10 protein-coding genes are annotated in these 16,086 nt (G+C 68.1%); 4 read left to right on the forward strand and 6 right to left on the reverse strand.

The features are described from left to right. Positions 1 to 46 precede the first annotated feature (46 nt). Positions 47 to 955 carry a LysR family transcriptional regulator gene (locus QH168_RS22945; RefSeq protein ID WP_280236848.1) on the reverse strand — a complete coding sequence of 303 codons (909 nt, stop codon included), beginning with the start codon at positions 953 to 955 and terminating at the stop codon, positions 47 to 49. A gap of 79 nt (positions 956 to 1,034) precedes the next feature. On the opposite strand from QH168_RS22945, the gene QH168_RS22950 reads away from it, so the two are divergent. From QH168_RS22950 to QH168_RS22965, 4 genes are all read left to right on the forward strand, one after another. Then, complete coding sequence (locus tag QH168_RS22950) at positions 1,035 to 1,988, forward strand: EamA family transporter (RefSeq protein WP_280236849.1); 954 nt, start codon at positions 1,035 to 1,037, stop codon at positions 1,986 to 1,988. Beyond that, positions 1,985 to 2,617, forward strand: a complete 633-nt coding sequence (locus QH168_RS22955) for an NAD(P)-dependent oxidoreductase (protein ID WP_280236850.1) — start codon at positions 1,985 to 1,987, stop codon at positions 2,615 to 2,617. Before QH168_RS22950 ends, QH168_RS22955 begins: the two co-directional genes overlap by 4 nt. Before the next feature lie 39 nt (positions 2,618 to 2,656). Further along, the gene (locus QH168_RS22960; RefSeq protein ID WP_280236851.1) at positions 2,657 to 3,613 is read left to right on the forward strand and encodes an SMP-30/gluconolactonase/LRE family protein; all 957 of its coding nucleotides are present in this window, start codon (positions 2,657 to 2,659) and stop codon (positions 3,611 to 3,613) included. A 498-nt stretch (positions 3,614 to 4,111) separates the two neighbouring features. Continuing rightward, the gene (locus tag QH168_RS22965; RefSeq protein ID WP_280468278.1) at positions 4,112 to 4,975 is read left to right on the forward strand and encodes an LLM class F420-dependent oxidoreductase; all 864 of its coding nucleotides are present in this window, start codon (positions 4,112 to 4,114) and stop codon (positions 4,973 to 4,975) included. Between the two features lie 143 nt (positions 4,976 to 5,118). Here the strand turns inward: QH168_RS22965 and QH168_RS22970 are convergent, their stop codons facing one another. The 5 genes from QH168_RS22970 to QH168_RS22990 form a co-directional block, all read right to left on the reverse strand. After that, positions 5,119 to 6,342, reverse strand: coding sequence for an acyl-CoA dehydrogenase family protein (locus QH168_RS22970; RefSeq protein ID WP_280236852.1), 1,224 nt, complete (start codon positions 6,340 to 6,342; stop codon positions 5,119 to 5,121). A gap of 106 nt (positions 6,343 to 6,448) precedes the next feature. Then, complete coding sequence (locus QH168_RS22975) at positions 6,449 to 7,084, reverse strand: TetR/AcrR family transcriptional regulator (protein ID WP_432421164.1); 636 nt, start codon at positions 7,082 to 7,084, stop codon at positions 6,449 to 6,451. A 100-nt stretch (positions 7,085 to 7,184) separates the two neighbouring features. Next, entirely contained in the window at positions 7,185 to 8,258 is a 1,074-nt protein-coding gene (locus QH168_RS22980; RefSeq protein WP_280236854.1) for a carboxymuconolactone decarboxylase family protein, read from the reverse strand. 50 nt (positions 8,259 to 8,308) lie between these two features. After that, positions 8,309 to 9,712, reverse strand: a complete 1,404-nt coding sequence (locus QH168_RS22985; RefSeq protein WP_280236855.1) for an aminotransferase class I/II-fold pyridoxal phosphate-dependent enzyme — start codon at positions 9,710 to 9,712, stop codon at positions 8,309 to 8,311. Then, positions 9,709 to 16,086, reverse strand: a complete 6,378-nt coding sequence (locus tag QH168_RS22990) for a type I polyketide synthase (RefSeq protein WP_280236856.1) — start codon at positions 16,084 to 16,086, stop codon at positions 9,709 to 9,711. The genes QH168_RS22985 and QH168_RS22990 overlap by 4 nt, the downstream gene beginning before the upstream one ends.

Consider the following 16,086-nt stretch of genomic DNA (forward strand, 5'->3'; position numbering starts at 1 on the left):
CGGCGCTCACTGCGGCCTCACCCGTGGAGGATGATCGCGCGAACTCTCACGACACGGCGCGGATCGCCTGGCTGCCCGCCGATGTGTCCGGGACGCCGAGGATCTCCAGGAAGGCGGTCGCCGCCGGACTGCGCGTGGTCCGGCCCCAGACGACGTATTCGACGCGAGTGGGCCCATCGGTGACCTCGACGGTCACCACACCGCTCAGATGGGGCACCCACAGCGAGGGCAGCATGGCGATACAGAGGTCCTGACCGACGAGCCGGGTGATGTAATCGGCGGAGCTGACCTCGAAGGCCACCTCGCGCTCGAGACCGGCGGAGGCGAAGGCCAGGTCGGATTGTGCGCGTCCGGCCGTTCCGGGCGGCAGGTCCACGAACACCTCCGACGACAGTGTGCGCAGATCGACCGAGGAGGCTTCCGCGAGCCGATGGCCCGGTGCGACGACGGCGACGAGCCGGTCCCGGACGAGTTCGTGCGCCGCGACCCCGCGCGGCCGCGCGGTGGGCGGCAGCCCGAGGAATGCCACGTCGAGAGCTCCCTGCTCCACCAGTTCGGCCAGCCCCTCGCTCGCCTCCACCCGCAGATTGATCCGCACATGCGGATACCGCTGGCGGAACTCGCGTAGCGCCGCGGGCACGTCGACGGCGGCGACCGACGGGATCAAACCCACTGCAAGACGTCCGCGGATCTCGCCGACCGCCGCCGCGACCTCGGCGCCCGCCCGTTCGGCGGCGTCCAAGCATTGGCGGGCCGCGGGGAGAAAAGCTTCACCCGCGGGCGTCAGCCGCACCCGACGGCTGGTGCGTTCGAACAGCCGCGCGCCGAGTTCCCGTTCCAGACGCGCGATCTGGTGGCTGAGAGCGGATTGGACGACCAGGCATCGTTCGGCGGCGCGGGTGAAGCTGTTCGTCTCGGCGACGGCGAGGACATAGCGCATCTGCTGAAGCTCCATCTATCCATCGTGAATCACGATCGTTGTGGTGACAAACATGTGTTGGATTCATTGATCGAATCGGGGTGAGATGGTGAGCATGAAAAGTTCAGCAGCGGGGCTGGTTTCCGCCGGACCGCCCGCCGGGTCCGGCTCCGGATACGGAAACCTGCCGCTCACCGCACTGACAGCGCTCACACCCATCACCTGGGGCACGACCTATGTCGTGACCACCGAACTCCTCCCACCGGGACATCCGGTGTTCGCTGGCCTGCTGCGTGCGCTGCCCGCCGGGTTGATCGCGCTGGCGTTCAGCCGGATGCTGCCGCGCGGTTCCTGGTGGTGGAAGGCCGCGACACTCGGCGTGCTCTACATCGGGCTGCCGTTCCCGCTGCTGTTCCTCTCCGCCGAACATCTGCCCGGTGGCGTCGCCGCGACCTTGGCGGCGGCGCAGCCGCTGGCCGTGGCGCTGCTGGCCGTGCCGGTCCTGCGCGAGAGCCTGTCGGCGTGGCGGCTGGGCTGGGGTGTGATCGGCGTGGTCGGGGTCGGGCTCGTGGTGATCGGGCCGAACGCAGGCCTGGACACCGTCGGCCTCGTGGCGGGCGTCGCCAGCGCGGCCTCCATGGCATTGGGTCTGACACTCACCAAACGCTGGGGCCGCCCGGACGGGATCGGGCCCACCGCATTCGCGGGCTGGCAACTCACCGCCGGTGGACTGTTCCTGCTGCCCCTCACCTTCCTTCTGGAGGGTGCGCCACCGGCGATCGACGCGGACGCGGCCCTCGGCTATCTCTGGATGGGCTTGGTGGGTGGCCTGTTCGCCTACATCGTGTGGTTCCGCGGTATCGGCGCGCTACCGGTCACCTCCGTCGCGGTGCTCGTCCTGCTGTCGCCACTGGTGGCGGCGATCCTGGGCGCGGTTGTCCTCGGCCAAACCCTCGGCCCGATCCAGCTCACCGGCTTCGTGCTCGCGCTCGCCGCGATCGTCGCGGGCCAACTACCGGCGCCCTCCGGCGCTGTCGCATCACCCACACCGAAAGGAAGTATTCGATGAAGATCGCCGTTGTCGGCGCCGCGGGCATGGTCGGCTCACGCGTTATCACCGAGGCCGCGCGCCGCGGCCATGAACTGATCGCAGTGTTCCGCACGGAACGACAGGTCGCGTTGCCGCCGGGCGTGGTCGCCGTCGCGGGTGAGGCGAGCGATCCCGGCCGGATGAGCGAATTCTTCGACGGCGCGGACGCGATCGTGGCCGCGACCCGTCCGGCACCAGGGCATGAACACGATGTCACCGACACGACGACCGGCCTGCTCGACGCGGCGGCGAAGACCCGCACGCGCATTCTCGTCGTCGGCGGCGCCGCACCCCTGCGCGTCTCCGACGACGATGATCGGCTCGTCATCGACAGTCCCGATCACGTCCCGGCGCATATCCGTCCCATCGCGGCCGCCAGCATCGCGCAACTCGACGCGTGCCTGCCCCATCCGGCGCGGTGGGTGTATCTCAGTCCACCCGCGATGCTCGAACCGGGTCGACGCACCGGCCGATACCGGCGCGGAACCACGACCCTACTCACCGATGCCGATGGCTCGTCCCGGATCTCGGCCGAGGATCTGGCGGTCGCCGTGGTCGACGAACTCGAAAATCCCGGTGTGGAACGTCATTTCACCGTCGGGTACTGATCCGACGGCGGCACGTCGCGGCATGGAGGCATCAGCGAAATGAATCGAGTCCTCGGCACAGCGGTCGGCTTCACGTCCTTGGTGGCGGCGCTCCTCGCCCCTGTGCCGGGGCACGCGCATCCTCCACTGTTCCCGCCGACGATCGATCTTCCGGCCGGGTTCCAGCCCGAAGGCATCGCGATCGGGGCGTTCCCCGTGGCCTATTTCGGTTCTCGGGTCGACGGCACCCTCTATCGCGTCGATCTGAGCACCGGGCGCGGCACCACTCTCGGCCCCGGACCGGGCACGCCCGCGCTCGGTCTCGCGGTCGATCCGCGGGGCCGGTTGTTCGTCGCGGGCGGCACGGGCGGCGATGCGCGGGTGGTCGACGCGGAGACCGGTGCAGTGCTCGCGAGCTACCGGCTCGGCACGCCGCCGGATACGTTCGTCAACGATGTGGCGCTCACGCCGACCGGTGCGTGGTTCACCGATTCCCGCACGCCGGTGCTCTATCACCTGCCGATCGGCCGCGACGGCGCCCTACCCACACCGGATGCGGTGGTACAGCGGCCACTGACCGGGGACCTCACGTATGTGGCCGACCAGATCAACGCCAACGGGATCGTGCGCACACCCGACGGCACCGGGCTGATCATCGTGCAGTCGACCACCGGTCATCTGTTCCGTGTGGACCCGGTCTCAGGTGTGACGCGGCGGATCGATCTGAGCGCCGAGACCCTGCCCGGCGGCGACGGGCTGTTGCGGGACGACAGGACGCTGTTCGTCGTGCAGAACCGACTGAACACCATCGCGGTGATCACCCTCGATCAGGCCGGGACCAGCGGACGAGTCGAGCGACATCTCAGCGATCCCCGCATGGATGTTCCGACGACCGTCGCGGCATTCGGAAACCGCCTGTACCTACCCAATGCCCGATTCACGACGTCACCCGCGCCGACCACGCCGTACACCGCTGTCACCGTCGAGCGGCCCCGGATGAACGGGTCGGGCCGGTAATGCGCGCCGGTCTGCGGATCCAGGTCGCAACGACCCACCCTCGCCCTGTTCGCGCGAACGCACCGGTCGGCCCCACCGAACCGCCCGAGCCGCCTGCCGTACTCCACCCGGTCGAATGCTCTGTCGACGACCCGTCGGCAACGGGCATGTATCGAAGCGTCGACGACCGCTGCGAGTTCGCCGGGCAGAGTATCTTCGATCCGCTGCCCGCCAACGGTGACGTCTCCTGTGCCGGGTGATCCACGACTGGGACGACGAGCAGGCGGCCATGATCCTCCGGCGGTGCGCCGACGCGGCCGGGAGCTGAACTGGAACACGTTCTTGCTGGAGCCACTCGCTTTGGATAATATTCCGAACACCTGTCCAGACACTTCCGACGAGCTGGGCACGTCGACACCGCACCCGCCGTCGGGTGGCGGTGACACCGCCGGGGCGGCTGCACCTCGGCGAACCCGAAGGAGTGCATATATGACCGGCTCTGGCCCTCTCGGCGACGCGCTGCGTTTCGGCATCGTGCTGTTCACCAGCGATCGTGGCATCACCCCGGCCGCCGCGGCGCGTGCGGCCGAGGACATGGGGTTTCACTCCTTCTACGTGCCGGAGCACACCCATATCCCCGTGAAACGGGAGGCCGCTCATCCGCAGACCGGCGACGAATCCCTCCCCGATGATCGCTATATGCGCACCCTCGACCCGTGGGTGGCGCTGGCGACGGCCGCCGCGGTCACCGAGCGGATCGAATTGTCCACCGCGGTGGCCTTGCCGGTGGAACACGATCCGATCACGCTGGCCAAGACCATCGCCTCGCTGGATCACCTCTCGGGCGGGCGGGTGGTGCTCGGCGCCGGATTCGGTTGGAACACCGATGAACTCAGCGACCACGGGGTGCCAGCGAACAAGCGACGCACCGTGCTACGGGAGTATCTGGAATCCATGGCCGCGCTGTGGTCGCAGGAAGAGGCCGAATACCACGGGGAATTCGTGGATTTCGGCGCGAGCTGGGCGTGGCCGAAGCCGGTGCGCGGATCGGTTCCCGTCCTGATCGGCGCGGCGGGCACCGAGCGGACCTTCCGCTGGATCGCCACCTCGGCCGACGGCTGGATCACCACACCGGGCGAGACGGACATCTCCGAGCGGCTGGCCTTGCTGCGCAAGATCTGGACCGACGCGGGCCGCCCCGGACATCCGCGCGTGGTCGCACTCGATATCAAACCGAATGCCGAACGTCTCGCCGAATGGGCCGAATGCGGTGTCACCGATGTGCTCTACGGGCTGCCGGACAAACCGGAGCCGGAGGTCGTCGCCTATCTGGAGCGTTTGTCGGACAAGCTCGCCCATATCGTCGCCCCTACGGCGGACTGACGACGAGGCCGGGGCACATCGCGCCCCGGCCTCCTTGCGGTTCACCTACCCCGGCACACTCGCACGGCACAGCGTGGGATTCGCCTCGACACCGATCTCGCGCGCGACAGTGGCGGGTCCGCTCAGGTCGGTTCCGGTGATGGTCAGCTCTGCCCGGCCTGGTCGCGGTACTTGCGCAGTTCTTGTTTCGCGATGGCCCGTTTGTGCACCTCGTCCGGCCCATCGGCCAGACGCAGGGTGCGCAGATGCGCCCAGGCCATGGCCAGCGGGAAATCGTCGGTGACGCCCGCGGCGCCGTGCACCTGGATGGCGCGGTCGACGATCCGCAATGCGATCTGCGGTGCGGCCACCTTGATCGCCGCGATCTCGGTGCGCGCCTCCTTGTTGCCGACGGTGTCCATCAGGTACGCGGCCTTCAACGTGAGCAGCCGGATCATCTCGATCTCGATGCGCGCCTCGGCAATCCAGTCCTGGATATTGGCGTTATCGCTGATCGGCTTGCCGAAGGTCACCCGAGAACGGGCGCGCTTGCACAGCAGCTCCAATGCGCGCTCGGCCATACCGATGGCCCGCATGCAGTGGTGGATGCGACCCGGTCCGAGCCGGGCCTGACTGATGGCGAAGCCCTCACCCTCCCCTTTCAGGACGTCCTCGGCCGGTACCCGGACATTGTCGAAGTCGATCTCGGCGTGGCCCTCGCGGTCCTGATAGCCGAACACCGGCAGTCCACGCAGCACCGTGACGCCGGGTGCGTCCATCGGCACCACCATCATCGACTGCTGACGGTGCGGCGCCGCGGACGGATCGGTCTTGCCCATCACGATCATCACCTTGCAGTTCTTGTGCAAGGCGTTGGAGGCGAACCACTTCCGGCCGTTGAGCAGGTAGCCGTCACCGTCGCGGACCATGGATAGTTCGACATTGGTCGCGTCCGAGCTGGCCACCGCGGGCTCGGTCATGGCGAAGGCCGATGCCATGGTTCCGTCCAGCAGCGGCTTCAGGTACTTCTCCTTGTGTTCGTCGGTGCCGAACAGGGTGAAGACCTCGATATTGCCGGTATCGGGCGCATTGCAGTTACACGCTTCCGGCGCCAGCGGACTGCGGCCCATGATCTCGGCCAGCGGCGCGTATTCGAGATTGGTCAGCCCCGGCCCCCAGTCCGGATGCGGATGGAACAGATTCCACAGCCCACGCGCGCGAGCCTCGGCTTTGAGTTCCTCGAGGATCGGCGGCTGGAAATTCGGATCGCCGGAGGCGCGCATCTGCTCGTCGTAGACGGTCTCGGCCGGGTACACGTGCGAATCCATGAACTCGAGTAGGTCCTGCCGGTACTTTTCGGCACGATCCGAGATCTCGAACAGCGACATCTGACCTCCTGTCGACGGGTGCCACCGACCATAGTTGAACTCGGCGTCAACTTCAATTAAGGACGCCTGTGTGGACAGGGGCGCAGCATCCGTGCAGGTCGAACGCCTACGACTTGGTGGGGATACGCAGCGCGTTGACCCACAACCGCGTCGCGGTGAAGGTCAGCTCATCGATGGTCACCGGGTCGCTGTCGCGCGCGGTGACGAAATGGGTGAACGCGAGCCTGCTCACCATGCTCGACAACGCACGGGACGCGAGCACGGGATCCAGCTCCTGATCGGCGAGCCCGCGGGCTTGTAGATCGGCGATGCTGCGGGCGTTGCGCTGGACGAACGCATCGGCGCGCCGCTGACGCAACTCGGCGAATTCGGGGTCGATGCTCGCGACCTGTTCCAGCAGTGCCATGAGTTCGGCATTGCGGCTGTAGGCCTCGAAATAGGCGCGATTGCTGGCCTCGACGATGGCCGCGGGATCGTCGTCTTCCGGCACATGCGGCATGCCGGGATGCATCATGTCCTCCTGCGCCACCTCGAGCACCGCGGCGAAGATCTCTTCTTTGCTCGCGAAGTAGGTGTAGAAGGTGCCCGAGGAACATTTGGCGGCCTGGGTGATGTCGATCAGCCGGGTCTCGAGGTAGCCGTTGCGTTCGAAGACCTCCCGCGCGGCGGCGACCAGCGCGGCCCGCGTCCGCAGACCACGCTGGGTGGCGGGCAGCTCACGTAGCAGGGAGGTGCGCGCCATCGACGGCGCGTCCGCGCCATCGGTGTCGGTCACCGGCTCTCCCATGCAGCATTTATACCGCTCACCGCCGCCGGAACGGTATTCGTGATCCGGTGCGCGGTCAGCCGCGATTGTTCATGATCGCGGCGTAGACCCGGTAGTTGCCGACCAGCGGCACGAGTTCGAGCAGCTGTTTCACCGAGAAGTGGTGGCGCAGGTCGGCCCAGGTGCCGTCGCTGATGAAGTACTCGGTGTCCAGTTCGTCGACAGCGCGCATGAGCGCCCTCTGGGCCGGGGTCGCGTCCGGGCCGTCGGGTCCGGCGGCGACCACCGCCGCTGTCCGGGGGTCCGCGGCCGAACGCATGGACCATTCGCCGATCGGGCCGACCCGCCACAGCATCCGCTGGATGGCGAGTTCGCGGTCGGCGGGCCCGAGCTTCATCCGTCGTGCGGCCAGCCGGTCGATCCGGCGCACGATCGCGGCGGTCCACGGATGGTTGAGCGCAAATTCCGCGATGATCTCCTGATCGTGCGGCACCCAGATGTGCGGACCGGAGGGCGGTGGCGCAGTGGTGATCTCGGCGGGCCGCGGCGCCAGCGGCCGGTCCCTACGTGGACGTCGCGGGCGGGCGGGCGATCGGCGCGAGGCGCGGGGCTCGAAGTCGAACAGCTCCCCCGGCGGGCAGAAATTGTTGACCATCGCCAGCACCTCGTACATCGCGCCCACCGAGTACAACTCCCGGTACTGGCGCGGGGACAGGTACCGCAGCAGCCACTGCTTCGTCGCCTCGGAGACGAGCTGGTCCTCGTGCAGTTCATCGACGGCGGTGAGGATCGCGGCCTGCCGATCGTTCCACGACGCCGCCGACGGCCCCTCCTTGATCGCGACCAGATAGTCGGCGTCCTTGCGCAGCACCTTGGCGGTGAGGACGTGGTTCTCCCATTCGAACCGGCCACCGCAGTTCCAGCTGCCACGCAACGCGATCAGCTCCCAGTCCGCGATGGGCAGGATGGGATGCGCGATGGCCAGCAGGTGGATGTTGTTCACCAGCATGGTCCAGGTGCCCATGATGGTGACGTGATGCAGCACCGGCACCACGATCTCGGCGTTGGGCGGCGCGAACCGCCACGGTAGCGGGTTGCGCAGCCGCGGACTGTCCGGCCGCGACCATCCCAACTCCACCTGCTCGCTCATCGACGCACCGCGCCCTTCCTGTTCATCATCGAATAACGTTGCGGCCGAATTCAGTTCGGTACTGTCGGATCCGGCACATGCGCGGCCGCGGCGACGGCCTCGGCCAGCAGATCCGCGGTCGTGGCGAGCTGTTGTTCGGTGTGCTCGGAGGTGACGAAGAAACGTAACCGTTCCTGGCCCGCCGGGACCGCGGGCGCGGAGATATTGCCCGCGTACACACCCTTTTGCAGCAGTGAGGACGCCACGAACCCGGAACGGATCTCGCCGGGCACGATGACCGGACAGATCGGCGTGCCCTCGGAATCACCGAGGTTCAATCCCCGTTCGGTCAGTTTCGCGGTGAAGTATTTCGCGTTCGACCACAATCGGGTCAGCCGCTCCGGTTCGTCCTCGAGCACGTCGAGGGCCGCGAGGGCGGCACCGACCGCCGACGGCGCCGGGCCGCCGGTGAGCATGGCGACACCGGGTGCGGCGGCCTTCATCGCGCCGATGAGATCGGCGTCGCCCGCGATGAAACCCCCGACACTGCCGAGCGCCTTGGACAGCGTCGCCATCCAGATGTCGACGTCCTCGCCCGCCATCGCGTAATGCTCACGGATGCCGTGCCCACGCGCGCCGAACACCCCGAGCGAATGCGCTTCGTCGACCATGACCGCGCAGTCGTACTCCCTGGCGACGGCCGCCAACTCGTCCACCCGGCCGACAGTGCCGTCCATGCTGTAGTGGCCCTCGACCACGACGAGGGCCCGGTCGAAACCGGCGCGCGACATCCGCAGCACCGAACGCAAGGCGTCGGGGTCGTTGTGCCGGAAGGTGATTCGCCGACAGCCCGCCCACTGCGTGCCGGAGACGACACTGCCGTGGATCAACGCATCGCAGACGGCGAGGTCACCAGCACCCATCAGGAACCCGAGCACACCGGCATTGGTGAGGTAGCCGCTGGTGGTGATCATGGTGTCACCGACGCCGTACCGGTCGGCCAGCCGCTGTTCGAGCTCCCCGTAGAGCGCGATCTCACCGGCGAGGATGCGGCTGGCCGAGGCCGAGGCGCCGTAGCGGTCGAGTGCGGCCGTGGCACCGGCCACCACCCGTGGATGGTTGGCCAGCCCCAGATAGTTGTAGGCGCTGAAGTTCAGCAGTTCCTTGTCGCCGACGCGCATGGTGGTGTCGTTGGCTCCGGTGCGCGGTAGGAACAGCGGGTTGGGCATACCGGTCTGCTCGTAGAGCCCTGCGATCGCCGCCCTGCGCGCCACCATCGACGCCACCTCGGGATGGTCGGCGAACTGGCGGCCGGGACCGCGGCGCTTCCGCGGAGCCGAGGCGGTCGGCGACCCCGCGGTGGGCCGAACGGGGGCCGCGGGTGCTGTTGGCCGCGTGGATCCGGCTCCGGTGGAGGTGCCGGTTCCCGTGCCGGACAGCAGTTTCCGGGCCAGTTCGCGTGCCGACTCGGTCATGCCGCCACCTCTTCCGCGGCCGGCTCCAGCGCGGTGACGGCGGCCGACCGGGTGCCGCTGCCCTCGACGAGGAACGCGGCGACCTTGGCGCCCGCCTGTTCGAGGGTGAAGGTGCGGCCCATCTGGAGCGAAGCCATATCGACGCCGAGCGATTTGGTGATCAGCGCACCGAATTCGACGGCCATGAGCGAGTCGAGTCCGAGTTCCGGCACCGGGACGGTCAGATCGATCGATTCCGCCGATACGCCCATCACCGAGGCGAGTTGTTCGGCGAGCATATGCGCCACCACCTCATTGCGTTTGCCCTCGTCGAGGTCGCGCAGGGCGGCCGCGAGTTGCGCGGCAGCCGAATCGTCCTTCGCGGCCGCCGCGATCTGCGCCTGCAACCGACCGGTCATACCGAAGAACGGTGCGGTCGCATCGACCTTGCCCCAGTCGATCGGGAAGATCGCGCCATAATGGTGCAGCCCCAGTTTCAGCGCTTCTTCCAGGTATTCGGTGCTCTCGTCCATATCGATGGAGTCGAAGCCGGTATTGCGCAGATAGCGCGCCAGGTTCTCATCCGCCGCGGCCATACCGCCACCCGACATATGTCCCCAGCCGACCGCGAGCGTCTTACCGCCCTTGCGTACGACCACATCGGCCACGGCCTGGAGCGCGAGATTCGCGGCGGTGTAGGCGTACTGGCCGACGCCGCCGAAGATCGCACTGCCGGAGGAGAACAGGACGAACAGGTCGAGTTCGGCGCCCGCGCTGGTCAGTCCGTGCAACAGTGCCCGCACACCCTCGACCTTCGGGCGGAACACCGAGGCCAGGCTGTCGCGATCCATCACCGAGATCCGCTTATCGTCCACCACACCGGCGGTGTGGAGCACTCCGCGCAACGGATGTGCCGTGGTGTGCGCTCGCGCCACCACCGCCGCGATGGCCTCCGGGTCGGTGACATCTACCCGTTCGGTGGTGATCTCGACGCCCTTGTCCTGCCAGATCGCGAGCTGCTGCTTCGCGGCCTCGCTGGTGGCACCGTCGCGGCCGAGCAGCGTCAAGCGTGTGGCGCCCTTACCGACCAGCCAGCGTCCCATGGCCAGCCCGAACGCACCGAAACCGCCGGTGATCAGGTACTGGCCGTCGGGGTCGACGGTGACCTCGGGGATCTGCGGGCGGACCAGCGGCGCTTCGTCTTCCAGGTTCAACGCCACCCGGCCGATCTTGCTCGACCGCGCGACCTCCTCGAACGCCTTGGCCACCTCCGCGGTCCCATAGGACTCGTAGGGCAGCGGCCGGTAGGTGCCCGCGGCGATGGTGGTGTAGCTGCGCTGCACCAGTTCGACCGTGGCGTGCCGGCGCAATGCCAGCATCCGGTCGAGGTCCATCGAGTGATAGGAGACGTTCTTGTCGAAATGGCGCAGGTCGAGCATGCCGCCGGTGTAGATATCGGCCTTGCCGACCTCCACGATCCGCCCGAATTCGGCGACGGCCTTGAAGTTGTGGCGCAGAATCTCCCCGGGCGCGGAGCTGATCACCACATCGGCGCCGCGACCGTCGGTCAGGCCGAGCACATCGTCGACGAAATTCAGTGACCGCGAGTTCAGCACATGGTCGGCGCCCTGCGCCAGCACGTACGCGCGCCGTTCATCGGTGCTCGCGGTGCCGATCACCTGCGCACCATGAGCTTTCGCGATCTGCACGGTCGCCGCACCGACACCGCCCGCCGCGCCGTGCACCAGGACCGTCTCCCCCGGCCGCACCCGCGCGAGTTCCAGCAGCGAATGCTCGGCCGTGGCGAACGCGGTCGCGTTGGTGCAGTGCGCGGGGTCCACGTCCGGTGCGAGTTTGCGCACCAGATCGGCGTCGGTGGTGTGGAAGCGGCTGATCATGCCCTTCGAGCCGAGGCTGACCTGATCGCCGACCGCCACGTGCTCGACCTGCGTTCCGGCTCGCACGACCGTGCCGATGCCCTCCATTCCGGGCGTGGTGCCGAAGAAGGTGCCCGCGAGTTCGCGTTCGGTGAGGACGCCGATCACCTTCAGCGGGTCCTTGTAGTTGAGTCCGACCGCGCGGACCCGGATCTCCACCTCGGTCGGGCCGGGCGCGCGCCGGTCGCAGCGACGCCAACCCAACCGTGACAGCACCCGCGATTTCGGCAGTTCGAGGGTGAAATTCGCCTCGGGATCGGTCAGTGGGACCGCCTCGTCGAGCGCTTCGAGCCGGTTCGGCAGCGATGCCTCCACCACCGTCACCCAGCGCAGGCCGTTGCGCAGGAACACCTCGTCGGAATGGTCGTAGGTGAAGGCGCCGCCGATGGCCAGTTCGGCCGCCAGATCGGCGTCGGCGATCTCGGCGTCGACGTCGATGAGCCGCCACCGCAGCCTCGGCTGCTCGTTCAACAGCACCCGGCGAGCGCCCGCCAGCGCCGCATGGCTCGGGTTCGGCGCCACCTCGTCATCCGGATGCGCGAAGGCGTGTTCGGTGATCAGGGTGGCGTGGATGGAGCCGTCACCGATGATCGACACCTCGGCCGCACGCTGCTCCAGCCAGTCTTCGAGGAAGCCCTCGAGCGTCACCGCGAGCCTGCGCAGCGTCCAGAGGTTGTCCATATCCGGGTATTGCGCGCCCGCGACGACCACCACGTGCACGCGGTCGACGCCGTCGACGGCCGCGGCGGCGCGTACCCGCTCGAGCAGCGCGGTTTCCAGATCCGCGCGCGCCGGATCACCGACGGTGACGATCTCGGACCGGTGCGCGGTGCCCGCGACCTGCTTCGCCCGGCTGCCGACCTGTGAGCCCAGCTCCACCACGAGGGTGAACGCGGTCTCGGGGTCGGGTAGTCCGCTGCGGTCGACCGGATCGCGCAGCTCCCAGCGGTCTTCGTAGAAGAAGTCCGTCATCCGTTGCACCGCACCGCGTCCCGGCGCGATGGAACCGAATCGCATCCCCGCGATCCGCATCACCAGGTTGTGTTCGGCGTCGAGCAGATCGATATCGGCGGTCGGCTCACCATCGGTGTCCAGCCGGGCGATCACGATCACCTCGTCCGGGATCTTCGCGAACGCGCGCACACCGTCGACCCCGACCGGAACCATCGCACCGTCCTGGGAGTTCGCCGTCCCCGCCAGCAGCGCGGCGACGCTCTGCAAGGCGGCGTCGACCACGCAGGGGTGCGCGAGATGGCCGGAATCGCGGGCGATACTGCCGTCGAGGGTCGCCAGCACGGTGGAATCGGCGATCCGCACCGAGGTGGCGCGCTGGAATGCCGGACCGTAGGCGAGACCGCGTTCGGCGAGACCGGCGTAGAAGGCGGCCGGGTCGAGGTCGAGCATGTCCGCGGCGTCGGGCAGCTCCACCTTCGACGGTTCGAACGTGCCGGTGACCAGCCGACCGAGCGCGTTGATGGTCCAGGTCGTCTCGGCGGCGCCGCGCGAGCGGATGGTGAACCGCTGGGTCGACTCCTCGACCGCGAATTCGACCACCGGCGCCGCACCGTCGGCGATGATCAGCGGCGCGACGAATCGCACGTCCTCGACCGCGACGCTCGCCGCCTCGGACCGCACAGCGGCGGCGCTCAGGGCGGCATCCAGATAGGCCGCGCCGGGCAGGATGCGCGCGCCACCGACGATGTGATCGTCCAGCCACGGCATCGCCGCGAGGCTCAATTGCACGGTCCACGAGGACGCGTCGAGCAGATCGGGGTCACCGAGCATCGGATAGGCGCCGGGCGTGCCGTACTTGTGCTGGGTGAGCCCCGGCAGCTCGTTGTGCAGCACTGTCCGCTGCCACGGATAGCGCGGCAGGTCGATATGCGGGGTCACCGGGTGTCCGGCGAACAGGGCATCGATATCGAGCACGCCCGCGGTGTAGAGGCCGCCGATGGTCTGGCGGATGCTCGCGGAATCGGGCTGTTTGCGGTTCAGCGTCGCGACGCTGGTGCCGGTCTCGCCCGCACCGATCAGGATCTCGCGGATATTGGCACCGAGCACCGGATGCGGGCCGACCTCGAGGAACACCCGGCTGCCCGCGCCGACCAGCGCGGTGATCGCGTCGGCGAACCGCACCGGCTGACGGACATTCGCGCACCAGTACTCGGCGTTCCAGTCGCCGCCGGTGACCGGTTCGCCGGTCACCGTGGAGTACAGCGCAAGCACCGGATCCGACAGCCGCAGATCCGCGAGCACCGTCCGCAGCTCGTCGAGGATCGGCTCCATCAGATAGCTGTGGTAGGGCACTTCCACGTGTAGTCGCTTGGCGAAAGTGCCGTCGGCGGTGAGCTGTTCGGCGATCTCGTCGAGCCGCGCCACGTCACCGGCGAGAGTGACGGCATTCGGGCTGTTGACCGCTGCGATATCGACGCGGTCGTCGCCGTCGATCAGCGCGCCCGCCGCCGCGGGCGACAACCCGACGGCCAGCATCCCACCGGTTCCCGCCGTGGTGGCCTGCAAACGCGCGCGGTGATAGCTCACCAGCAGCGCGTCCCGCAACGACAGCATGCCCGTGACATAGGCCGCCGACACTTCGCCGACACTGTGCCCGACCACCGCGGCCGGACGCACACCGAGTTCGGTCAGCAACGCGAACAGCGATACCTGCACCAGGAAGTTGGCGGGCTGTGCCACCGCGGTACTGGTGACCTTCGATTCCTCCTCCGGGCGCAGCAGTTCCTCGATGATGGACCAGCCGGAGATCTCCTGGAACACCGCGTCGATCCGCGCCGCCTCATCGGCGAAGACGCCATCGGACTGCAACAGTTCCCGGCCCATCGCCCACCATTGCGGGCCCATCCCGGTGAACACGAAGACCGGTTCGGCGGCTTTGCGCGCCACCATCTTCGTCGCGCCACGGCCCTCGCCCCCGGCGAAGTCGATCAGCGCACGCACGAGTTCGGTGTCGTCGCCGAAGGTCAGCGCCGTGCGGAAGGGGTGGTGTTGGCGTCGTGTCCACGCCGCTTCGGCCAGATGGGCGGGATCGGCGCCGTCGGCGATGCGCTCGGCGAAACCCCTGGCCAGATCGCGGGCGGCCTGTTCACTGCGCGCCGAGAGCGGCAGCACACCGAAGTGCTTCGGCGTCGGCCGGTCCGCGGTTTCGGCCGGGCGGTACTCCTGCATGATGACGTGCGCGTTGGTGCCGCCGTAGCCGAAACCGTTGACCGCCACCGTCATCCGCTCGACCTCTGGGCCCACCGGCTGCGCCTCGAGCTGGATCTTTATCCCCAGCTCGTCGAACGGTATATCCGGGTTGGGCTGTTCGAGCCAGCCCTGTGGTGCGATGGTGCGGTGCGCGATGGCCAGTGCGGATTTGATGATGCTCGCAACACCCGACGCCGCTTCGGTATGCCCGAGCTGCGCTTTCACCGATCCCACCCCCAGCGGCTCGCTGCGGCCCTCGACCTTGCCGTAGGCCCGGCCGATGGCCTGCAACTCCAGCGGATCGCCGACCGGTGTGCCGGTGCCGTGCGCCTCGACATAGGTGATCTCGTGCGGCGCCAGCCCCGCGCGGCGCGTGACCTTCTTGGCCAGCGCCTCCTGGAGATCGGCATTCGGGACGGTAATGGCGGTCGTGCGACCGTCCTGATTGGCGCCGGTAGCCTTGATGACGGCGTAGATGCGGTCGCCGTCGCGAACGGCGGCGTCCAGCTTCTTCAACACCACCATGCCCGAACCCTCACCGCGGCCGTAACCGTCGGCGGCGGCGTCGAAGGGTTTGCTGCGGCCGTCGGCGGCCAGGAAGCCGCCCTTGCACATGGAGACGAACGGTTCCGGCTGCAACAGCATGGTGACGCCACCGGCCATCGCGACCTCGCAGTCACCACTGTCGAGGGCCTGGCAGGCCAGATGCACGGCGATCAACGATGAGGAGCACGCGGTGTCGACCGTGACCGCCGGGCCGACCATATTGAGGGCGTAGGCGATGCGGTTGGACAGCATCGTGTAGGAGGCGCCGACCGCGGTGTGCATATCGACGAACGGCAGCGCCTCCCCCGCCATCGACACCGCGAGCCGATCCATGGTGAACGCACCGATGTAGACGCCGATCGGCGCACCCGCGATCTTGCCGGCGATCCCCGAGTCGTCGAGGGCCTCCCATGCGATCTCCAGGATGAGCCGCTGCTGCGGGTCCATCGCGGCCGCCTCGCGCGGTGAGATGCCGAAGAAATCGGGATCGAACTGCCAGGGATCGCCGGTCATGAAGGCGGCGCGCTTGGTGTACATGCGGCCGGGAGTGCGCCGATCCGCGTCGTAGTAGCGGCGATAATCCCAGCGTTCGGCGGGAATGTCGACCACACCGTCGCGTTTGTCGACGATGAAGTCCCAAAAGGATTCCGGCGAATCGATGCCACCGGCATAACGGCAACCGATTCCGACAATAGCGATATCAGACAC

Source organism: Nocardia cyriacigeorgica, from assembly GCF_029868385.1.
Taxonomy (GTDB): Bacteria; Actinomycetota; Actinomycetes; order Mycobacteriales; family Mycobacteriaceae; genus Nocardia; species Nocardia cyriacigeorgica_F.